Origin of the sequence: Paenibacillus sp. NPDC056933, from assembly GCF_042674385.1 — a bacterium.
Taxonomy (GTDB): domain Bacteria; phylum Bacillota; class Bacilli; order Paenibacillales; family Paenibacillaceae; genus Paenibacillus.
The window spans coordinates 52,357-72,913 of record NZ_JBHUQN010000004.1 but is presented as its reverse complement, the minus strand read 5'-3'; the positions used below and the strand labels follow the sequence as shown (position 1 = coordinate 72,913).

Sequence of the window (20,557 nt, the reverse complement as noted above, 5' to 3'; positions counted from 1 at the left end):
TCTCCACCGTTATATTTTCCCAACACCATGCGAAGTACCCATTATTTGTATGATTTCATTACTATTAAAATTAGCTAATTGAATTACATTAATAATCATAATACTAAGCAAGATTATATAGTATATTTTCTTTTTTCTCATAAGCTTTCTGAACCTCCATCATTATAATTTTGTACTGATGCTCGATTTCAGTGGTGCCCATGTTTTTGTACTTCTCATACAAGGAAATACAGTGAATGATATCTGTTTGATTGTTAAATCGTACAGACTCTCTCAGACAGTGTATAAGTTGCTTCAAACCCTCTTGATATTCATAACGATTTAAGTGATAGAGAGAACGTTCTAACAAGAATGCAGCATAAACTTCATTTTTCATCTGTTCAGTGTATCCTTTTAAACAGTTAATTTCCGAATTAATTCTATCGCTGAACTTATACAAAATATCATCAATATTTCTATCAAATTTATTAGCTGCCTCCAAAATATTAATGATTGCAGGTAAAATTTCCTCTTCATTCTTTTCAATAAATTCTATATAAGCAGGTAAAACAGTGTGGTCACCCATCATTAATTTATATAAATAAGTATTGGCTTCCGCCCATCCAGCAAATTTATCAATAAATAATTGATCTTCTTCATCCAGTCCAGAGACTTTAGGAAGTTTGGCATAGAGCTCTGTATAGACTAAAGCCTCTTCATACCGCCCCTGCTTCTCACATGCCGATGATTTTAGTAAATTTGAATAAGCTCTATATACAAACAAAGGATAGGCGGTAAGTCTATCACTTTTTTCTATTTTTTTCTTTGTATATGACTGCAAGATTTTCGTTTTCTGATCTAATTCTTCAGCCAAATTAAATACCTTTTCCCAATATCGAAGTGAAGCATACGTATTCGCCAAATCCTTAATCGCATCCAGCTGCCTCTCCTCATCCAGCCGATTAATAAACGGTTCGAAGTGTACGGCGGCCCGGAGATTGTCATGTTGATTCTGACCGAGCGAGAGGGTGAAGATGCGATATTGGCAGAGGGCCAGGCGCTCGGAATGCTGGTATTTCTCGCACTCGGCTACGCATTCATATAACATGCGGGCTGCTTTTTGCTGACCGCGCTCCAGCATACCTTCGGCCATTTCGAACAGTTCCGAGATATAGGAGCGATCGTCCGTTACCTGCTGAATGACCCGCTGGATGCAGTCCAGCTTGTCCAATTCTGCACAGCGCTGCAGGAAAGGCTCAAGCCTTCGCCAGTGGGGAGCCGATTCCACGAAGCACTCCGCACCGTACGTCTCGTAGAAATAGCCTTCCTCAAGATTCATGCCCTGGGTAATGAGATCAAGCTGAGCCATGGCGATTGGCCTTGTCCCTTTGATGATCGCACTTAACGTTCCAGCGTTAACGCCCGATAGATCAGCAAAATATTGAAGGGTATACCCTTGTTTCCTGATGTAGTCCTCAATAAATGAGCGTATCGTAGTTGTAGGTTCCATGTCTCCCACCTCCACAATGAAAATCCATAAATTTGAATTTATATGATATACACAAGTTTAATCCTAAATTTTACAGCGGTCAATAAAAATCGTGGCAACTTCCTGCCCATTATGTACGGGGTTTACTCCCTTAATTTCGCCTTATAGAAAAAATCCATTAGAAGAATGCCTGGCAACATGGTAAAGTTAATTCCAACTTAAATATCCTACTATTTCCATGGGATTAAGCAACACAGATGCTTTTCCATTCCAGTCCGAGGAGTAGGTTGTATGAAATTTGCCTTGTTTAGTCTCATGATGAATCTGCCTAATGCGGTAACCGGAGAAGCTTTAACAACACAACAGAAGTTCCACAATATTCTGGAACAAGCCAAGCTGGCCGAACGGCTGGGATTCGATGCATACGGGATTGGTGAGCGGCATGGTGCCCCTTTTCTGTCTTCCTCTCCACCCGTTGTGCTGACCGCCGTCGCTGCTGCGACTTCACGTATCCGGTTGCTAACAACCGTTACTGTTCTCAGTATACTTGATCCGGTACGGGTTGCCGAGGATTATGCCACGCTGGATCAATTATCGGGCGGACGGCTGGAGATGATCATCGGGAAAGGCAATGATCCTCGGCACTATCCCCTGTTTGGCATTAACGAAGAGGAACAATGGGATTCACTCGGTGAACGCTACGAACTGCTGAAACGGCTGTGGACTGAAGAGAATGTAACCTGGCAGGGAACGTATCGCCCTCCCCTTCAAGAGGTTACCACTCAGCCGAGACCGCTCCAGCAATCCATTCCGATCTGGCATGGCAGCGCATCGAGCACCCGCTCTACCGAGCTTGCAGCTAAGTATGGCGAACCGATATTCAGCTCGAATTCCTTCCACCCTCAGGCAAAATACAAAGCGTTAATTGACCATTACCGGGAGCGCCTCGATTATTATGGTCATGATGCGAACCGAGCGGTGGTCGGCTCCGGGGCAGGCAGCCTGTACCTCGCGAATACACGTGAAGAGGCGATCCGTCGTTATTCGCCTTATTATGAGGCGTTCCATGCTACGGCCGCTGCGCAGCACAACCAGTCACCTTTTAGGGACCTGGAAGATAACATTGCCAATGGGCCTGTACTGATTGGTAGTCCGGAGCAGGTCATTGAGAAGATCATGAATTACCATGCCGCATATGGACATCAGGTGCTAAGCATCAGCGTCGATGGACTCAGCCATGCGGAGCAGTTGGAGCAGGTAGAACGCTTTGCCCAAGATGTAGCGCCTGTGTTACGACGTGAACTCCCCAGTTTCATATGGAACGAGCCCCCGCTCTTGAACCAGTCTCTTCCCACTTCCACATCGCATTCTCCTGATTCATGGCCCCCAGCCATCTCACCGATCTTCCAGGTGTAGTTCTCAATTCTCCACACATTCCCCATTCATCCACAAGCCTTTTGCACCCAGGGTGATTCTTGCGAATCGCCCTCTCCCTCCCCCAAGATTCCTTCTCTATGATCAAGATTTAATACCTTCAAACAAGGAAATCAACGAACGCCGCACGAATTCAGTATCTAACGGTTCGCCAGTTACCAACATGCGATAGAACATCGCTCCATAGACGAGGTCTATGCACAGTCCGATGTCACAATCCTTCTTCAACTCTCCCCGTTCTACACCTTTTTCAAAAATTCCCCACGCTTCGCGCCGACGAGGCTGAATGTATCTGGTTCGGTATTCTTCTGCAAGCCCTGGATCAGACTGTCCCTCTCCGACAATCTGTGTGATCACTTTTCCTTCCCGGCTAATCAAAAAATCAACCAGATTGCTCGCATGAATGCGCACATCCTCAAATACTGATCCTGTATCCGGTACAGGCAATCTTGCCGTTGCCGCAGACATGTACCCATCCATAATGACAGCACCTTTATTAGGCCACCATTTATATATCGTTGCTTTGCTCACCTTAGCACGTTCAGCAATTTTTTCGATCGTAATCGCTCCAAAGCCGTGTTCCAGTAATAATTCATAGGAAGCTGCAAGAATCGCATTCTGGGTTTCCACATTGCGGGGACGCCCTCTTTTGGCTGTCATCATAAGCCCTCCTTGGTGTAACAACTGCATCTGTAATTCATAAAAACTGTACGTTCATTATACTAAAAGACCGATACATTAACCAATTTCAATCTTACCTCTCTTTGATACTCAAAAAAAATGCCTATGCCTATTTACAATACTAAACGTTTAGTTTATTATATGTTTGTAATTACTAAACGAACCGTTTAGTAATTAGTGAATCCACAAAAGTGTCACGAAGGTTTGGACGACGACTGGTCATGGTGATGAGTGGCCATTACGGCACTAAGGATCAATAACATAAAATATTGGAGGATGATAATCATGCATTTGCAAAACGATGTGAAGACAAACCCGGTTCCAAGCTGGTTGATTTTACTTTTGGCCGCGGCATGCGGGCTACTTGCGGCAAACCTGTATTATGCTCAGACGGTTATAGGGCCGATCAGCATTACAACAGGGCTTTCCTCTGCTGCTGCCGGACTGATTGTGACGTTAACACAGATCGGTTATGTTATTGGCTTGCTGTTCATCGTACCGCTCAGTGACATTCTGGAGAATAAACGGCTGGTCACTTTTTTCCTCATCATTCTGGTCGTTGCATTGATTGCCGCCGCCTTCTCTTCTCATGCCGTATTATTTCTGGGTGCGTCCCTCGTCATCGGGATCGGTTCCGTCGTTGCGCAAATTCTGGTCCCCTATGCCACCTACCTCACTTCTGAGGAGCAGCGCGGACGGGTGGTCGGCAATGTGATGAGTGGTCTGCTGCTGGGCATCATGCTGGCTCGGCCTGTCGCAAGTTTTATAACAGACGCATTCAGTTGGCAGGCTGTTTTCATTTTCTCTGCGGTTGTGATTGCGTTGCTCGCACTGCTTCTGTCCCGCGCACTTCCTGAGCGTCGGCCACAACCTGCGATGAAGTACGGACAATTAATCCTGTCATTAGGTTCCCTGTTGAAAACATTTCCCATGCTCCGCCGCCGAGCCCTCTATCAGGCCAGTCTGTTTGGTGCCTTTAGCCTCTTCTGGACCACCGTTCCCATGCAGCTCGCCAATGAGTATGGCATGTCCCAGCAAGGAATTGCCTGGTTTGCACTGGCTGGTGTCGGAGGCGCCGTTGCAGCACCGATTGCCGGAAGATGGGCGGATAAAGGCCTAACCCGCATATTGACCGGACTCGCTATGGTGATTGCCGCTGCATCCTTTGGGCTCGCATATCTGTTCCAGGGTCACTCTACCGCCACTCTTATTCTGCTTGTGATCGTCGCCATCACGCTGGATATGGCGGTATCGGGCAATCTGGTACTGGGACAGCGCATCATTTATTCCTTAAGTGAAGCAAGAGGACGGGTAAACGGGATTTTCATGTCGATCTTCTTTATCGGGGGCGCGATTGGATCATCTCTCGGCAGCTGGTCTTATGCGCATGGGGGTTGGAGTCTCACCACACTGATTGGTCTGGTGATGCCCCTGCTGGCACTCGTATATTACTTAACAGAAAAGAAAGCTGCCGTCGTCAGCAACCCATAACCATCCTTTCATATGTAAAAAAGGGCAGAATGATCTCTAGGATCAGCTTCTGCCCTTTTTGTTATTTTCGCACCTACTTCATGACACTGAACTTCTTGGTTATTGCCCGAACCGCTTCATCTTCTCCCCACACAATGACCCCTACCACTTTGGTGGCTTCCAATTCCATCGAAGCAATCTCACTCGCATATTGTTCAAAGGCATTGTTGAGCGATTGGCCTGTCTGTGAAAAAACAACATGGCTCACTCCCCTGCTGTCATCCGAGCAGGATTTGACCAGGTTAATCAGTTGATTCTCTCCTGCCTTCAGAATGACCGTACTGTACTGGATACCTGCATGCTGAACGCCGCTGCGATCCAGTACAGGTTGATCAGAGTATAAGCCCGGCTCATTCAGGGCTGCTTGTCCCATCAACAGGGCAGCCACATTCGCTGCGGCGCCAGGTTCCAGATTTTTGTCCAGTATAATAGCTATTCTTTTCATATGACTGCATTCACCCTCTGTGTATTTTTGGTAAAACATACCCAAGGCATGTTGATCCCCTCGCGCAATACCTTATAGGTCACGAGCCCGTAATGTTCAGCGCAGAGCTGATTCGTGAGCGCAATCGACTTTTCCTTGTTGTGCATGACCTTTCTGCAGGCTTCAGGGTTGGACGATACGGTTCTGCTCTCTCTATAGATTGTATCAAGTTCAGATAACAAGTATGTAGTCGCTGGATGATGATAAATGATGTCGATCTGCTCGGGACATACAGCATCGAAGCCGGATAGAACCAGCGCAGGAATCTTCTCTACAAAGCTCTCGGACACCACTAATTCAGAATCCATGATGAAGCTGTTGAGCTTGGGATACGCCCCGGGGACCAGCAGGCAGGAAATTACCCCTGATTTCAAATCTTCCGCAGCTGCTTCAAATTCGGGGTATGGCTTGATTCGTTCAGAGTTGCCCAGCTTCTTCGCGATATGCATGCTGCAAGTCAGGAATCCTTCATCGTCTCCCAATGTTCCCAGTACGGCATATTTCTCTTTGGTAATCTCCATTTATTTCTATTTCCTCCTTTTTATTTCTAATCCGCTAAAGATCGTATACCAAAAAATCCCTATTGTCAATTAACACTTTAACGTAACACAAATATGTATTTCCGTTCATATTTCTCGCCAAAAAGTATATTGAAAATGGAAAATATTGAGCTATAATGTTAGGAAATGAATTTTTTCTATTTTTAGTATTTCATTGAGGAGGATATATGAAAACGATTGTATACATATCTGATTTCAGGCTGCCTACTGGATTAAACTTCGTTAAACCTTTGCAGAAATTGGCTGATTACAAGAAAATTCTGATTATTGAACGGCATAATTTGCATCATGATGAGGTGCTCAAGGACTTCTTTGATGAAATTAGATATGTCGATCATCTGGAATCCGTGGATGCCATCCGGGAGCATCTGATTCAAATCCGTGAATCCCATTTCATCTCAGCTTTGTTAACTCCGGGCGAAAATGCCATTGAGATTGGCGGGCAGCTCCGCTCCGAATTCGGCATCCCCGGTATGCAGCGCAATCAGGCTGAAGCTGTCCGCAACAAATGGATCATGAAACAAATGCTGCATCAACGCGGTATTCGGACATCCGAAATTGCAATTGCTCTACATGAACAAGATTACATTCGTTTTACTGCTGTACACGGATTCCCCATTATCGTGAAGCCCCTCAGCGGGTATGGAAGTATCAATACGTTCAAATTGTCCAGCATGGATGAGCTGGTACATTATCTCCGCCATACAAGACAAGCACAGCAAAGGGACTTGCTGGAGGAATTTATCCATGGTACGGAATTTCACTGTGATTCCATAGTGTCCAAGGGCAAGGTTGTATTTTCATCCGTTTCCCAATACCTGTATAACTGCCTGGATATTGCGACCAATCAGAAGCCTCCGGCCAGCATTACGTTCCCTGAAAGCACGGAAGCCGATTTTATCCATCACATCAAAGCACTCAATGAACAGGTCATTGCTGCCCTGGGTATCAATCATTCCGTAACACATGCCGAGCTATTTCTAACTCCAGAAGGAGAAGTGGTCTTTGGAGAAATCGGGGCAAGAATCGGGGGATCGCATGTTATGCCTCCTTGTATCAAGAACACGCATGGCGTTGATTTCTTCGAAGCAGTTACCGATCTGGAAGTCGGAAGATATGAATTTCACCAACAGGAGACGAGCCATAAATTCACAGGCATGATCTGCTTCCCTTCACGCGCAGGAGTGATTCAACGCATATCCGGGATAGAGGATTATGAGGATATCCCTGGCATCATTGAATTCAATGTATCCTATCAAGTGGGGCAACGTGCCGGGGACGTAAACGATACCATGACCCGATCAGGGTATGCCATCGTGGAGGGGGATTCGTTCGAGGGATTGCGTCAAACTCTGCTGGATATGTACGATCGCTTCAAGATTGAAGTGACGGTTGCCGAAACCGTATAAGATGTACGGAAGAGCCTTACCGCTTTTTTGTCCGGAGTGACGGTTATCTGGGGAGGGTTGAAATTATTGTCTTTATTCAAAACATACGCGGGTTTAAGCCGCGATATCTATTACCTCTGTCTAGCCAGGACGATTAACAGCATGGGGGATTTTGTATTCTCCCTTATTACCTTGGTACTTACTTTACAGATGGGAATGAATGTGGTCAGTGCAGGGATCTTTGTATCCATGGCAGCCCTGATTAGCGGGCCCGGTGTACTTCTTGGCGGCTATTTAAGCGATCTTATGGGCAAAAAAACAATTATTATCATCGGGCAATCATTGTCTGCCCTCATGATTATAAGCTGCTCCTTTTGGTCAGACACGATTACCGTTGGTTATTTTCTGATTGCAGTCATGTTCTTCATCAGTATTACCCGCCCTGCTTATAATGCATTAATTATTCAACTGTGCCCGGAGGAAAAAGAGCGAAAATCCGCCTTCTCCCTTATGTATCTGGGGGCTAATCTGGGTATAGCCATCGGACCACTGATCGCCGGTTTTTTCATCAAGGACCACGTCAACATCGTCTTTGTGAGTATCGGCACCGTGTTTCTGATATCCACCTTCATCATCATCAACCAGGTCAGGGTCAGCACTCGTAAGGAATTGGCATCAACAGGCAGTCTACATTCTGTACAACAACAGCAGCAACCCCTATCGAGCCAACCGACTTCACCGTTATTCAAACTGCTGATGAAAAATCCGCTCGTTGCCTTCTTCATCGTCGTGTCATTCCTTAACTATTTTATCTATATGCAGTACTCATTTAGCCTGCCGCTCCAGATGAATCAATCGTATGGGGAGAATGGAGCAGCTTATTACGGCTCAGTCATGACCATTAATGCCATCAGCGTCATCATTCTAACCACCTTGATCCTGTCCGCTACACGCAAATTGACTGCCCTGAATTCCATTGCCATAGGCGCTCTTTTCTATGGAATCGGATTCGGTGTCTTGAACCTGTTGGGTTACTCCTCCCTATTCATCATCGTAGCTATCTCAACGGTACTCTGGACGATTGGAGAGATCCTGGTGCAGACCAATATCAATCTGTATATTGCTTCGCGTGTACCCGACACACATCAGGGACGGTTTAACGGCTTACTGCTATTCGTAGGTTGTCTGGGTTATACACTTAGTCCATATTTGACTGGCATTTTCATCAAAAACATGGATATGAAGAGTGTATGGATCATTATTCTGGCCTTCAGTCTGGTCTATGCATTGTGCATGATTCTTCTCGGGTATATCGAAAAAAGCTCAACCAGGAAAAGCGAAATGGAGCTGCTGGATCACTCAAAGAGCGTCTGAACATCAGTACCGAAAAACAGACAGCTTTGTATACCATCCTTTTCGTAGGCAAACAAAAAGCAGAGGGATGTCCCATAAGTCATGAACATGACGGGGCTTTCCCTTTTTTAGCGTTATTACTATCTTGTGAACTGAGCACACGCTATTCGCTCCATTCTCCACAGGTCTACCCCCCTAACGAACTTCCGGGACAACCTCCTCGCCTTTCTTCTTCATGTTCACACTAAAACAGACAGATGTGCTTTCGCATCATACTCAACCAGCCGCTGACCCGTATGCAATTTTTGCACCAGATCGGGATTGGCGATAAACGGTCTGCCGAACGCAGCCAAATCAATGATCCGATCCGTCACAGCCAGCTTCGCGGTCTGAACATCCAGATTACCCACACCAATGATGATTCCATCCCATTGGCTCCGAATACTCTGGTGAAAAGTTTGTTCTCCTTCCCACGTTCTGGTGTATCTCTCTGTGGAAGGGTGTAGAATGCTTATGCCTGTCTCACGGAACAGGTTCAGGTATGCATCAATCATGCCAGCCTTGTCTGCCCAGACATAGGACGGGTCATCATCTTTTTTCTCGGAAAAGCGTACCGATATGCGATCCACACTGATTTCTTTTTTCACTGCAACGATGATCTCCCGAAGAAAACGCAATCTCCCCTGGATATCGCCTCCGTATTCATCCGTTCTGTGATTCGTCTTCTCATTAATAAATTGATCCATCAGATAACCATGCGCGGCATGAAGCTCAATCCCATCGAATCCGGCCAATACTGCATTACGGGCAGCCGTTTGAAATTGTTCAATGGTAGCCTGGATATCCCGCACACTCATCGCTTGAGGCATCTGATATGGCTTATGCAATTTGTGGACTCTTCCTTGGGCCTGAATACTTGAAGGGGCCAATGGCGGGATACCGATCAGATCAGAGTGAGACAGTCTGCCCACATGCCACAGCTGGGCGATAATGGTACCTCCGTGTTTATGGACGGCATTCGTTACCTTTTTCCATGATTCAGTCTGTTCTGATGTATATAATCCGGGGATACCATAGGTTCCTTTGCCCGCCAGCGAAGGGATGATACCTTCTGTAATGATCAGTCCCACGCCATCTCGGGCACGTCGCTCATAATAAGCCACCATCTCCTCGGTCACTGTTCCATCCCGATCATTGGCAAACCCTCTGGTAAGAGGTGCCATCACCACCCTGTTTCTCAAATGCCATTCGTTGATCGTCACTGGACTCAATAATGTAGACATGTTATTCATCACAACTCCTTCTCCTTGTCGGCATTTTGCATCATTCCATTGCTCTGTAAAATGCGCTGTTGATAACGATATTGTAAGCTGGCATCTGTATATCGTAAAATGATTGAAATATATAGATGTATCTCCCACAGAGATACCTCAAACTCCAATACTTCATTATCTCATTGCAACTCTTGTATAGAGCTAACCATACAATCAGGAGGTCAGAGCCATGGAACTCTCGGATATCGATATTATTCTCGCAGTAGCACGGTCAGGCAAAATCTCGCAGGCCGCCAAAGAACTGAATTACGCACAATCCAATGTCACCACACGCATCAAAAAGCTGGAACAGGAATATCAGGTGCAGCTGTTCAACCGTTTTCCCAAAGGGGTGGTGCTAACTTCCAAGGGAGAACGATTTGTCCAGTATGCGACACGTATTCGTGACCTGTTAAACGATTTGCACCAGGATATGACGGATCCGGGGGAGCCTTCCGGCGCACTGAAAATCGGAATTGTGGAGACGGCGGCTTCCAGCCGTTTCATGGAGATTCTCAATGAATACCAGGTGACCTATCCCGAGGTTTCTATCTCACTTGTTAATGCCACTTCACCCAAAGTACTGCGCAAGAAAATACAGGAATATGAGATTGATGGTGCCTTTATTAGTGGCGCCTGTGTGAAAGAGGGACTGAAAGTGGAATATGAAATGCAGGACACAGTGCATATCATCTCCAAACAAATGGACACACCACCCGAAAGCCTGTGTCAGGTATCGTGGGTTGTGTTCCCGCAGGGCTGTCCATACCGTGAAATTACGGAGGAATTTTTGCAAGAAGAGGGATTGTCCGCTCGCAACATGATTGAAGTCAGCACAATGGAAAACCTGCTTAGCTGTGTTGAATCGGGGATTGCTTTTACCATTATGCCGTGCAGCGTGATTCACAAGAAACCAGATGCGTTTTCCGTGCATGATCTGGCTGAACGATTCACACATACCACAACGACCTTTGTCCGGGGGGAAGATCGATATGTCAGCAGCGCGCTGGACCGATTTGTGAAGCTGCTGAATCAGAAGTGCATTACATTTTGAAATAACATTGCGTTTATCCCATAGATGCTTGTATGAGCTCAGTTGATCGAACATTTCCCAAAAAATCAATTTGATTTATTTTTCTTATACTTCACTAAAATGAACAGTAGGGACAGGAAAAATAGCAGTTCTGAGATGTTGACCAATAGCCTCATGCCTTCCCCTAAATCCCTTAACCCGGCTAGAATATGGAACATGGAGATGATTCCTGTAATTACAGCAACAACTGTCGCTAGTACAAGCATGCATTTCATTCCTCTCTGGTTGTAATTCATTTTTAATATTAGCAGAGCCACATGATAAATGCCTTGAAATAAACTCGTAAACCAAAGAAAAGAAGGCAGGTATCCACTATGGATGCCCGCCTTCGAACTGTGTGATATTTTCTTAATAAATCCTCACCGTTTACCCGCGCAATCTCCGGGAACTCAGCGCGTGATGACCATTCTGAAGAAATGTACTGCGCGTATTCTTCATCCGTTCAATTCGGCGTTCAGCCAGCCGATCTGCGGCAATATAGGTTGCGATACCTTCGGTCCGAGACGTTTTGAAGATGTTCTCCAGATTATTATAGATCTCCCCGACCTTACTCCAAGCACGATCCGCATTGTAGCCGTTCAGCTCATCCGCGATATTGATTACGCCACCGGCATTAATAACATAGTCGGGTGCGTATACGATCCCCATCTCATGCAGCTTGTCACCATGACGAGGCTCCAGCAGCTGGTTGTTGGCACAACCTGCCACGACCTTGGATTTGAGCTGTTTCAGCGTATCGTCATTAATCGTACCACCCAGGGCACACGGGGCATAAACATCACAATCTACTCCAGTAATGTCGGCAGGGTCTACAGCCTTTGCACCGAATTGATCTACAGCCTGCTTCACAGAATCCTTGTGAATATCGGTAACGATTAGATGCGCACCTTCCTCGTACAGATATTTGCATAGACGCATCGCCACGTTACCCACACCCTGAACAGCCACGGTTTTGCCTTCCAGCAAGTCCGTACCGAATGCTTCCTTTGCAGCGGCCTTCATTCCTCGAAATACACCCCACGCTGTTGCAGGAGATGGATTACCGGATGATCCGTAGCTTGGTGATATGCCTGTGACATAGTCGGTCTCCTGATAGATCAGATTCATGTCTTCTTCCGTTGTTCCCACATCCTCTGCGGTCACATAACGCCCGTTCAGTCCCTGGATATATCGCCCGAAAGCCCGGAACATTGCTTCACTTTTGTCACGGCGCGGATCGCCGATAATAACCGCTTTGCCTCCGCCCAGGTTCAGTCCGGATACAGCATGTTTATATGTCATTCCCCGGGCAAGGCGTAATGCATCTTTAATGGCTGCTTCCTCCGAAGCATAGGTCCACATCCGTGTGCCTCCCAACGCAGGGCCGAGTGTTGTATCGTGAATAGCAATAATAGCTTTTAGTCCAGAAGCCTTATCCTGGCACAGTACCAGTTGCTCATAATCATGATGCTCCATTGCTTCAAACCAACTCATGTGTTAACCGTCTCCTCCAACCATTTTTACAATCGATTCGCATAATTCTGCTGATCTTCCATCCTCTATTGTACCCATGAATATCAAGTTTGTGCTAAATCACCTCTATGATGTGACAAAAAGACCTTTCTCTCCTCACAGAGAAAAAGGTTCAATTACTCCATCATGGAATCCGTGTATACGCGACGGTCGGCATGTATTCTATGGCAAGGTTTCAACCACGTTAATCGGATGCAGCTCCCCACCCACGGCGAATGAAGCCTGACCGGACTCTTCCGAGACGACCAGCACAACGGCATCTGTTAGTTCACTCAATCCCAGCGCAGCCCTGTGCCGTGTGCCGATCTTCCGCTCTTGTGCAACCGCCTGCGACAAGGGCAGTACATTGCCCGCGGATACAATCTGATTGCCACGGATCAGCACAGCCCCGTCATGCAATGGTGCCCCTGGAATAAACAGTGATTCCAGCAGCGCATGCGTGACCTTGGCATCAACCGCAACCCCGGAATGAATCATCTGGTCAAGCGGCACTTCCCGTTCGATCACGATGAGGGCACCATATCTGCGATCAGACAAATGCTGAACACTGGCAGTCAGCTCGGCAAATTTCTCGGTAAAGGGAGACAGGTAACAATCCAGATAAAAGGAGGAAGCAAGGACTTCGATCTGCTTGATCTCAGCCCGAATCTCCGCGAATTGGCCCAGCAGACACACACTGTCATTGTCAAAGCGGGACAGCGTCAGATTCATTCGGTCTGCCACACGATGAAGATCCCCTTTGAGTTTCTGTCTCATGGATGAACTGTCGCAATCTGCTTGCCGATTCATCATGACTTCCTCCCTTCCTGTGCATCTCGCTTAACATTCATAATTACCCATACGTTTCCCTCTGTTCCAGGCATTTATGCAAAATAAGGCCTGTCCGCAATTGCTGCAGACAGGCCGGTTATCCGTATATTCACTTTATGCTTATCTTATTGTGCTTTGCCGTACGAACCTGGCTTGAACGTTGTAGGATCATACCATTTGTATCCGGCAGCCGGTACAGCCCATGGCTCCGTTTTTGGCTCAGTGGAAGAAGCAGGAGCTTCCGTAGCAAGCAGACTGGTCGGCGTATCCAATGTCAGTCCAGACACCTGCGCCAGACTGGTGTAGCTCTCCTTCACAGCCAGCCACTTCACGGTATTCACAAGAAATACACCATCGTTCACTTCTTTAAATCCATCATACGTTGTTTTGGAAGCGCCTGTCTCTTCGCGGAGATATTTCGGAGTGGCATCCTCTACAGGTGAGGAATCACCGATAAATGCCGCTTTACCCGCTCCTACCTTGGCGATTGCTGCGTAGGCACCTTCAGCCCGTCCGCCGCCATTGTATACGCCCTGATCGACCGCGTTGCCCCATTTGGATACCCCGCTAGGCACGTACACCAGACCTTTGGCTTTGTTCGGATCAATGATGGCAAGCGTGGAACCTGCGTGCATGGCTACAGCGCTCACACCCGTTGTAATGCCAAACGACTGCGAAGGTGCAACGATATCCGTTGCATTCACGTCACCGAGTGCATTATAGCGAAATCGAATGCCGAAATTGGATGCCAGCCAGTCGGAACTGGTTACGCTTTGCATGGCTGGAGATTCGGCTTCTGCCGACGACATGCCTTTGGCTGGATTCAGGAATGCACCACGACGATAGCCGTTGAACACTTCGGAGGAATCCCAGCGGTTTTTGTTCCGGTCTGCGTTATAGTGGTCGGAGATGAAGAAGACACTGCCGCCATTCTGTACATATTGCAGCAGCGCAGCCTGCTCTGTCGCTTTGAAAGGTACGTTGGCTTCGCCAATAACGAAGACATCATAATCTTTCAATTTATTAAAGGTGATCGCTTGCTCACCGAATGTATACGGGATGCTGCGTTCCAGCTGATCCACGGTAAAGCCTGCGTTCCGCAGACCATTGGCAAAGTCCGAAAATGCCCCATCAATGATCCAGTCCGCAGCCCCTGCTGTCTGAGCGTGCGTGTTGTCGAACAATACTTTCTTCCCTGTACCATCCGGCAGCGTCGTGCCTGGATCAGGATCAGGATTGGTTGTTCCAGAGGAGAGTGCAATTGAGGTAGGATTCTTAACCCCGGCATAACTGTTGTATGCACCAAGTGTTCCGGTTACGATAATCTTCTGCCCCACGAGATTCGGATTGGAAGCCAGTCCGTATTGTGAACGGTACGACGCAGGGATCTGAACATCCAGCAGTTTCGCGTTGGTCTTCTCTGTCGCAGAATCTGCAATCAGGACGTTGAAGTCATTGGCATAAGGAGATGTAAACTTGGCTGTAAGCGAACCGGTAGCATGTCCAACAATATATCCCTCTACCGTTGCCGTTCCGCCACCACTCTGGGCAGCAATGGCCTGCGATACCGTAAGTGGTGCAGCCGCCTGTACCGGACTTTGTGAACCAGGCCCCAGCAATGCCGTTGCCATCAGGATAAAGACCAGGAATGCCCCGATCCAATGCTGCCATATCGCTTTCTTCATACGTCCCTTCTCCTCCTCATAATTACCTGATAATGGGTTATCTCCTTTAATTTAATCCTTCATATGATGAATTCCTCTTTCTTTTTGTAAAATGTTTGAAAAAACTTTTGGAACTTCCATGACTTGCCCATACTGGTTAACAAAAGTATCCCAAAGGAGACCTGTATGATGAAGCTTCTATTTCTTCTGCTCCTGCTGATTGTTCCACTTATTATGGCTTTTGTTGCGCTTCGTTCCCGGGTGGTGACCCGCATTTTCCATGTACTTGCCCTGCTCTGCTTTTATAGTGCGGCCACTGTCATTGCAGGCGACGTATATGCTACAAACGCCCATATGACGACATTCACCACAGAAATTCACCATTTCCTGCTGAATGGGTGGTTCCTTTATCCTTCCGCATATCTAGGGGTGTACATTCCCTATGTATTGTGGATGAGCCTTTTTTCGAAAAAAAGTTAAATTCATTCGAGCCTTAGCATTGCATTTTGCCATCGTTCGTTGCATAATGAACATATAACTATGATAATGATTATCATTATTGAGCTTGTCTCTCATCTTCTGTTTACTGTACATGACTTAACGATTTTATAGATAAAGGGGAACGAACATCAAATGAATACAACTCTGCAAAAGGCTGATCTGCAGCTCGACGATTACTTGGATCTTCTGAACCTGGCTACCAATCTGGGTGATACGAAATGGCAAAAGGAAATTATCCGCAAGCTCGCTTATACTTATCCCGCAGTTAAATGTAAATAATCACAATAACATCACTATATGTAGATAGCCCAATAACCCATTCTTTACATGAATCGGTTAATGGGCTATTTTTGTTTTATTAGGAGGGAATAGCTATGCAATTGGAGACCGAACGACTCATCATCCGGGATATTCGGGAGACAGACCAGGAACGTATACATACCTACACATCCATGACAGAGGTTACGCAGCATACCGCATGGGGACCGAATACGGAAGAAGATACGCGGGCTTATGTGGAATATGTACTGAATTTACAGCAAACACAACCACGAGAGGGCTTTGAACTGGCGATATGCTTGAAAAAGGAGGGCCTCCTGATCGGCGGTGTTGGCCTCCATATGGAGAATACGAACGCAGAGATCGGTTATGTTCTTAATCCAATTTACCAGGGAAAAGGATATGCTGCCGAAGCAGCCCGAGCAATGCTTGGTTTTGGATTTAACACACTCGGCGTACATCGTATTTATGCGAAATGCCGCCCGAATAACAAGGCTTCCGAGAAGGTAATGCAGAAGATTGGCATGCGGCGTGAAGGTCTGATGCGAGAGCATTGGTTTTACAAAGGGAAATATCATGATTCGTGTCTATATTCCATTCTTGCAAAGGAATATGCAGGTGAGTGAATGCCCCTCGGCATGATTGCTTCCAATATTTTTTTACCTGTAGGGTCTATCATATAAATGTTAACCACGCCAAAAAAGCTGACCCCGAGTAAATCGGACGTCAGCTTTTGATTTCTCCGTAACGACCCCAATCGCCATCGAAGGTGTTTCCTTCCCTATTCAACTTGCTTTCATTACAATCGGCACAGCTCTACCGGGCAGCTTGGAAATGTGGGACATCCGCACATACAGCGCAAGGCTGCCAGGTCCCGAATCATCAATTTCCCGTCCATGGTGTCCAGCGTCCCCTGTTCTTTCCAGGCTCCCAACATACGCGTCACACTCTCACGCGTTGCACCAATCATCTCTGATAACTCGGTATGATTCAGCTTCATGTCCAGCACGATGCCATCCGGTGTCACTCTGCCGTACGAGTTGCTGGCGCGAATCAGCGTCGATGCGAGCGCCCCTGCCTTGCCGTAGAGCAGCAGGTCACGGAACCTTGACTGGGTTATACGCTGGGCAAGCGCCATCCATTGCAGGAATTTCAAGGCAAGATCACCATGTTTGCTCAGCACGCTTTCCAAATCACTGAGCGAGATGATCCCCAACTCCCCTTTGCCTGACATCTCGGCACTATAGCTATGGGTCAATCCGCCGATGCCGCCAAACTCTCCGATCAGATCCCCGGTTTGCTGAATCGACAAAATGATTTCTTTGCCGTCCTCGGTCGACTTGGTCAGCTTCACTCTTCCCGAGCGAATGTAGTACAGATATCCGGCTTCATCACCTTCCAGAAAGAGACTGTACCCCGACTTTACCCGTTTCGGTTGCATCTTGGCCTCGATCAACCCCCACTGTTCAGCTGTAACAAACGAAAGGATTCCACCTGTTTCTCGTGTCATCTTGCTCGCCTCCGTCTGTTCTTGTTGTGCCGCCTGGGTTGTTCTTTCTGTGAATACCGTACTCATTACCATCGTCCCCCTCGGTGTTCCTTATGTATCTATCATACCGCGAATATAGCTTGGGGGTTATCGGGGGATTACCTGAACCTGAGCGGGAAACTCCCTGAATTTGCTGTGAGATAAGTCACACTTATGAGCTCCCTCTACGACTCCTTAATCGAAAAAAACCTTGGCATTGCTGGCCTGAGGGCCTGTTTATACACAGGATCAGCAAATTGCAGAACGGAAATAGGGGTTTTCCCTGAATTACAATGCGAGGGAAAGAGGCTACAATAGAAACAACAGCGTAATACCCTTATATTAAGATGTTCCCTGACCACAGGATAATGATATGGATTAGAACGTAACGTACCGTATGATCCCAAAAAGGAAGTGTCCTCTCATGCATGATGAACTGCCATCTGGCATTCAGGAGGTAATCGACAGCCTGCGCCTGAACACCTCAAGCGATTTTTGTGGACTGGCTTGTCTGTCCGGGACGATGCTGCGTTGGAAGTATACCTCCGGTGCCAGCAACGAACGGGTGAAACGCATGGAAATGCGTCCAGGACAAGATTTGGTAGGCACAGCGCTCCGAACCGGGCGAACCGTTCTGACTGATGTACAATCCACCGGAGAACATACACCTGGCAGATGCCCGCTAATGCTGGCAGAGCGGCTGGTTTGTGCCGTAGCGGTCCCTGTGTTTCAGGATGGAAGTGTGCCTGGCGCCATTCTGCTCGTTGGCAGCAGACTGCCTTGCACCTTCTCACCGGAGAAAATCCGGCAGGCCGAGCAGGTTGCTATACAGTTGGAATCGAAAGTATATGGATAAAGATATCTTCTGTAAAACTCTAAGAAGTCTTGTTATTTCCATATGGAAGTAGCAGGACTTTTTACAATGAATCTAAGCCATTCAGAGATTAACCTCTGAATGGCTTTCTTTTTTGGTATGATAAAGAAAGAATGGTTGAAGCGGACAGGAGGAAGATGATGTGATTCAATTATTAGTTGTCGACGACCATGTTGTCGTACGCTCCGGGCTGATCGCCCTGCTCGACGGAAAGAATGATATTCATATTGTTGGAGACGCGGCAGATGGAGACGAAGCTATTGCCAAGGCACAAGAATTGAACCCCGATGTGGTCCTGATGGATTTCAGCATGCCGCCAGGCAAGGACGGCTTGACAGCTACCGCTGAATTGAAGAAATTGATGCCGGATGTCTCCATTTTGATACTGACCATGCATGATGATGAAGAATATCTGTTCCGCGCCATCCACGCGGGAGCTTCAGGATATATCCTTAAGAGCGCGCCGCACGAAGAATTGCTCGCCGCTATTCGCTCCGTAGCAGAGGGAAGCGCCTATCTGTACCCAAGTGCGACCAAGCGGCTGATGAGTGAATATTTAGACAAAGCCAAGCAGGAGAACGCCGGACCCTATGACACGTTATCCGAGCGGGAGAAAGAGATATTGTCCTGGATCGCCAAAGGATATGCCAACAAGGAAATTGCTGAACATCTGGTCATCAGTGTCAAAACGGTCGAATCTCACAAGAGCAATCTGATGGAGAAGCTCGGCCTGCGTACCCGACCGGAATTGGTGAAGTTTGCAATGAAAAAGGGGTTGTTAAACTTTGAGTAGCACACGCGAAAACAGACTTAGCGGATTTGCTGATCAGCCTGTGCGTCAGTTACTGAAGGATATTGACGGTCACATTACGGATACAGAATTCCGCAGCAGGCTGAAAGGTTCTCTGCATCAGCTTAGTGACCTGAAGTTTGCCCTGGATGAGTCGTCCATTGTTGCCCTCACGGATCGTAAAGGAAAGATCCAGTACGTGAACGATAAATTTTGCGAAATCTCACAATATAATCGGGAAGAATTAATTGGTCAGGATCACCGGATCATTAATTCCGGTTATCACGGCAAACATTTTATGAAAACGTTGTGGGAAACCATCTCTTCCGGACGAGTCTGGAATGGAGAGATCCGTAATCGCGCCAAGGATGGCAGCCATTATTGGGTGAATACCACCATAGTACCCTTCCTCGATAATGATGGAGAGCCTTATCAATATTTGGCAGTACGGAGTGAGGTCACCAAGCTGAAACAGGTTGAAGGCGAGTTGCAGACGATGATGACCCAAGTGATGAATATTCAGGAAGAGGAACGGCGTCGCATTTCCCGCGAGCTGCATGACGGCATTGGGCAGAGCCTCTTCTCCCTCGTTATTCAGATGGATCGGCTGCTGGCGGACCAGCCTCAACCTGGTGTAGAGGCACTGCGGAAACAGGTGACGGGCATTATGGAGGATGTACGCGGCATGGCTTGGGAGCTCAGGCCGTCTGTACTGGATGATCTGGGCGTTGTTCCCGCCATTCGTACCTACATTGAGAACTACACCCGCCATTATGGAATTGAAGTGGAATTGGAATGCAACCTGCGAAAACGACTGGATATGAATCGGGAGATCGCCATGTACCGTATTATTCAGGAGGCGTTAACCAATGTGGCCAAGTATGCCGATGTGTCAGAAGCCCTTGTGACGGTGGAAGATTCGGAAGAGACCACCGTTGTGAAAATCGAGGACCACGGCGCAGGGTTCAACAGTGCGACGGCTGGTAACGGTGTTGGTCTATTCAGTATGGAGGAGCGAGCCCGCGGAGCCGGAGGTACACTAACCATCTCTTCGGAGCCAGGGGAAGGAACTGTCGTTACCCTTTGCCTACCCAAATCTGTTCATTAACTTGATGATGTACGGGAAACTGAATCCCCCGCTCGTCGTGTTGCCATTATAGACTTCAGCATCCCTGCAAAAAGACTGCTTACGGAGGTACTCGTGAGTAGTCTTTTTTTCAATTCAAGTCTGCAGCCCACTTTCGTTCCTCGTATCCGTTTGGCTTAAATGACAAAATGAAAGCTTGGAATCAGAT

At 47.2% G+C, this 20,557-nt stretch carries 20 protein-coding genes; 11 read left to right on the top strand and 9 right to left on the bottom strand.

The window, feature by feature from the left end; genetic code table 11:
• Window positions 1-103: 103 nt before the first annotated feature.
• Window positions 104-1,489 carry a helix-turn-helix domain-containing protein gene (locus ACFTRD_RS24435; protein WP_379384578.1) on the bottom strand — a complete coding sequence of 462 codons (1,386 nt, stop codon included), beginning with the start codon at window positions 1,487-1,489 and terminating at the stop codon, window positions 104-106.
• A 270-nt stretch (window positions 1,490-1,759) separates the two neighbouring features.
• On the opposite strand from ACFTRD_RS24435, the gene ACFTRD_RS24430 reads away from it, so the two are divergent.
• Complete coding sequence (locus ACFTRD_RS24430; protein ID WP_379384576.1) at window positions 1,760-2,884, top strand: LLM class flavin-dependent oxidoreductase; 1,125 nt, start codon at window positions 1,760-1,762, stop codon at window positions 2,882-2,884.
• Window positions 2,885-2,986: 102 nt separating this feature from the next.
• On the opposite strand, the gene ACFTRD_RS24425 is transcribed toward ACFTRD_RS24430, so the two are convergent.
• Entirely contained in the window at window positions 2,987-3,562 is a 576-nt protein-coding gene (locus tag ACFTRD_RS24425; RefSeq protein WP_379385230.1) for a TetR/AcrR family transcriptional regulator, read from the bottom strand.
• A 306-nt stretch (window positions 3,563-3,868) separates the two neighbouring features.
• Here ACFTRD_RS24425 and ACFTRD_RS24420 point away from each other — a divergent pair, with 306 nt between their 5' ends.
• Window positions 3,869-5,074: an MFS transporter gene (locus ACFTRD_RS24420; protein WP_379384574.1), complete on the top strand. Its 1,206-nt coding sequence runs from the start codon at window positions 3,869-3,871 to the stop codon at window positions 5,072-5,074.
• Between the two features lie 73 nt (window positions 5,075-5,147).
• Here ACFTRD_RS24420 and ACFTRD_RS24415 read toward each other — a convergent pair whose 3' ends face one another.
• Together ACFTRD_RS24415 and ACFTRD_RS24410 are read right to left on the bottom strand one after the other, a co-directional pair.
• Window positions 5,148-5,558, bottom strand: a complete 411-nt coding sequence (locus tag ACFTRD_RS24415) for a DUF2000 family protein (RefSeq protein WP_379384572.1) — start codon at window positions 5,556-5,558, stop codon at window positions 5,148-5,150.
• Complete coding sequence (locus tag ACFTRD_RS24410) at window positions 5,555-6,118, bottom strand: type 2 periplasmic-binding domain-containing protein (RefSeq protein WP_379384570.1); 564 nt, start codon at window positions 6,116-6,118, stop codon at window positions 5,555-5,557. Before ACFTRD_RS24410 ends, ACFTRD_RS24415 begins: the two co-directional genes overlap by 4 nt.
• Before the next feature lie 206 nt (window positions 6,119-6,324).
• On the opposite strand from ACFTRD_RS24410, the gene ACFTRD_RS24405 reads away from it, so the two are divergent.
• Window positions 6,325-7,566: an ATP-grasp domain-containing protein gene (locus ACFTRD_RS24405; RefSeq protein ID WP_379384569.1), complete on the top strand. Its 1,242-nt coding sequence runs from the start codon at window positions 6,325-6,327 to the stop codon at window positions 7,564-7,566.
• Window positions 7,567-7,632: 66 nt separating this feature from the next.
• Window positions 7,633-8,919 carry an MFS transporter gene (locus ACFTRD_RS24400; protein WP_379384567.1) on the top strand — a complete coding sequence of 429 codons (1,287 nt, stop codon included), beginning with the start codon at window positions 7,633-7,635 and terminating at the stop codon, window positions 8,917-8,919.
• Between the two features lie 218 nt (window positions 8,920-9,137).
• Here ACFTRD_RS24400 and ACFTRD_RS24395 read toward each other — a convergent pair whose 3' ends face one another.
• Window positions 9,138-10,181, bottom strand: a complete 1,044-nt coding sequence (locus tag ACFTRD_RS24395; RefSeq protein ID WP_379384565.1) for an oxidoreductase — start codon at window positions 10,179-10,181, stop codon at window positions 9,138-9,140.
• Between the two features lie 220 nt (window positions 10,182-10,401).
• Here ACFTRD_RS24395 and ACFTRD_RS24390 point away from each other — a divergent pair, with 220 nt between their 5' ends.
• Entirely contained in the window at window positions 10,402-11,265 is an 864-nt protein-coding gene (locus ACFTRD_RS24390) for a LysR family transcriptional regulator (RefSeq protein WP_379384563.1), read from the top strand.
• A gap of 405 nt (window positions 11,266-11,670) precedes the next feature.
• Here ACFTRD_RS24390 and ACFTRD_RS24385 read toward each other — a convergent pair whose 3' ends face one another.
• From ACFTRD_RS24385 to ACFTRD_RS24375, 3 genes are all read right to left on the bottom strand, one after another.
• A complete protein-coding gene (locus ACFTRD_RS24385; RefSeq protein WP_379384561.1) occupies window positions 11,671-12,777 on the bottom strand; it encodes a Glu/Leu/Phe/Val family dehydrogenase in 1,107 nt (368 codons plus the stop codon).
• A 201-nt stretch (window positions 12,778-12,978) separates the two neighbouring features.
• Window positions 12,979-13,608 carry a sporulation-specific diadenylate cyclase CdaS gene (cdaS, locus tag ACFTRD_RS24380; RefSeq protein ID WP_379384559.1) on the bottom strand — a complete coding sequence of 210 codons (630 nt, stop codon included), beginning with the start codon at window positions 13,606-13,608 and terminating at the stop codon, window positions 12,979-12,981.
• Between the two features lie 143 nt (window positions 13,609-13,751).
• Window positions 13,752-15,257 carry a DUF6359 domain-containing protein gene (locus ACFTRD_RS24375; RefSeq protein ID WP_379385228.1) on the bottom strand — a complete coding sequence of 502 codons (1,506 nt, stop codon included), beginning with the start codon at window positions 15,255-15,257 and terminating at the stop codon, window positions 13,752-13,754.
• Window positions 15,258-15,476: 219 nt separating this feature from the next.
• On the opposite strand from ACFTRD_RS24375, the gene ACFTRD_RS24370 reads away from it, so the two are divergent.
• The 3 genes from ACFTRD_RS24370 to ACFTRD_RS24360 all read left to right on the top strand — a co-directional run bounded on the left by ACFTRD_RS24370 (window position 15,477) and on the right by ACFTRD_RS24360 (window position 16,696).
• Window positions 15,477-15,770: a hypothetical protein gene (locus ACFTRD_RS24370; RefSeq protein ID WP_379384557.1), complete on the top strand. Its 294-nt coding sequence runs from the start codon at window positions 15,477-15,479 to the stop codon at window positions 15,768-15,770.
• A gap of 153 nt (window positions 15,771-15,923) precedes the next feature.
• Window positions 15,924-16,070 (top strand): hypothetical protein, encoded by a 147-nt coding sequence (locus ACFTRD_RS24365; RefSeq protein WP_379384555.1) that lies wholly within the window; start codon window positions 15,924-15,926, stop codon window positions 16,068-16,070.
• A 95-nt stretch (window positions 16,071-16,165) separates the two neighbouring features.
• A complete protein-coding gene (locus ACFTRD_RS24360) occupies window positions 16,166-16,696 on the top strand; it encodes a GNAT family N-acetyltransferase (RefSeq protein WP_379384553.1) in 531 nt (176 codons plus the stop codon).
• A 173-nt stretch (window positions 16,697-16,869) separates the two neighbouring features.
• On the opposite strand, the gene ACFTRD_RS24355 is transcribed toward ACFTRD_RS24360, so the two are convergent.
• On the bottom strand, window positions 16,870-17,646 hold the full coding sequence (locus ACFTRD_RS24355) for a Crp/Fnr family transcriptional regulator (protein WP_228469040.1): 777 nt from the start codon (window positions 17,644-17,646) through the stop codon (window positions 16,870-16,872).
• Window positions 17,647-18,022: 376 nt separating this feature from the next.
• On the opposite strand from ACFTRD_RS24355, the gene ACFTRD_RS24350 reads away from it, so the two are divergent.
• From ACFTRD_RS24350 to ACFTRD_RS24340, 3 genes are all read left to right on the top strand, one after another.
• A complete protein-coding gene (locus ACFTRD_RS24350; RefSeq protein WP_379384550.1) occupies window positions 18,023-18,454 on the top strand; it encodes a GAF domain-containing protein in 432 nt (143 codons plus the stop codon).
• A 160-nt stretch (window positions 18,455-18,614) separates the two neighbouring features.
• Window positions 18,615-19,265 carry a response regulator gene (locus ACFTRD_RS24345; protein WP_379384549.1) on the top strand — a complete coding sequence of 217 codons (651 nt, stop codon included), beginning with the start codon at window positions 18,615-18,617 and terminating at the stop codon, window positions 19,263-19,265.
• Window positions 19,258-20,370 (top strand): PAS domain-containing sensor histidine kinase, encoded by a 1,113-nt coding sequence (locus tag ACFTRD_RS24340; protein WP_379384547.1) that lies wholly within the window; start codon window positions 19,258-19,260, stop codon window positions 20,368-20,370. Before ACFTRD_RS24345 ends, ACFTRD_RS24340 begins: the two co-directional genes overlap by 8 nt.
• Window positions 20,371-20,557: the final 187 nt, after the last annotated feature.

What these genes read in the sequence shown, in the direction of transcription:
- ACFTRD_RS24390 (WP_379384563.1), top strand. Translation starts at nt 10,402, where the DNA reads ATGGAACTCTCGGATATCGATATTATTCTCGCAGTAGCACGGTCAGGC.
- ACFTRD_RS24360 (WP_379384553.1), top strand. Translation starts at nt 16,166, where the DNA reads ATGCAATTGGAGACCGAACGACTCATCATCCGGGATATTCGGGAGACA.
- ACFTRD_RS24355 (WP_228469040.1), bottom strand. Translation starts at nt 17,646, where the DNA reads ATGAGTACGGTATTCACAGAAAGAACAACCCAGGCGGCACAACAAGAA.
- ACFTRD_RS24405 (WP_379384569.1), top strand. Translation starts at nt 6,325, where the DNA reads ATGAAAACGATTGTATACATATCTGATTTCAGGCTGCCTACTGGATTA.
- ACFTRD_RS24385 (WP_379384561.1), bottom strand. Translation starts at nt 12,777, where the DNA reads ATGAGTTGGTTTGAAGCAATGGAGCATCATGATTATGAGCAACTGGTA.
- ACFTRD_RS24350 (WP_379384550.1), top strand. Translation starts at nt 18,023, where the DNA reads ATGCATGATGAACTGCCATCTGGCATTCAGGAGGTAATCGACAGCCTG.
- ACFTRD_RS24415 (WP_379384572.1), bottom strand. Translation starts at nt 5,558, where the DNA reads ATGAAAAGAATAGCTATTATACTGGACAAAAATCTGGAACCTGGCGCC.
- ACFTRD_RS24370 (WP_379384557.1), top strand. Translation starts at nt 15,477, where the DNA reads ATGATGAAGCTTCTATTTCTTCTGCTCCTGCTGATTGTTCCACTTATT.
- ACFTRD_RS24375 (WP_379385228.1), bottom strand. Translation starts at nt 15,257, where the DNA reads ATGGCAACGGCATTGCTGGGGCCTGGTTCACAAAGTCCGGTACAGGCG.
- ACFTRD_RS24365 (WP_379384555.1), top strand. Translation starts at nt 15,924, where the DNA reads ATGAATACAACTCTGCAAAAGGCTGATCTGCAGCTCGACGATTACTTG.
- ACFTRD_RS24425 (WP_379385230.1), bottom strand. Translation starts at nt 3,562, where the DNA reads ATGACAGCCAAAAGAGGGCGTCCCCGCAATGTGGAAACCCAGAATGCG.
- ACFTRD_RS24435 (WP_379384578.1), bottom strand. Translation starts at nt 1,489, where the DNA reads ATGGAACCTACAACTACGATACGCTCATTTATTGAGGACTACATCAGG.
- ACFTRD_RS24420 (WP_379384574.1), top strand. Translation starts at nt 3,869, where the DNA reads ATGCATTTGCAAAACGATGTGAAGACAAACCCGGTTCCAAGCTGGTTG.
- cdaS (WP_379384559.1), bottom strand. Translation starts at nt 13,608, where the DNA reads ATGATGAATCGGCAAGCAGATTGCGACAGTTCATCCATGAGACAGAAA.
- ACFTRD_RS24410 (WP_379384570.1), bottom strand. Translation starts at nt 6,118, where the DNA reads ATGGAGATTACCAAAGAGAAATATGCCGTACTGGGAACATTGGGAGAC.
- ACFTRD_RS24430 (WP_379384576.1), top strand. Translation starts at nt 1,760, where the DNA reads ATGAAATTTGCCTTGTTTAGTCTCATGATGAATCTGCCTAATGCGGTA.
- ACFTRD_RS24395 (WP_379384565.1), bottom strand. Translation starts at nt 10,181, where the DNA reads ATGTCTACATTATTGAGTCCAGTGACGATCAACGAATGGCATTTGAGA.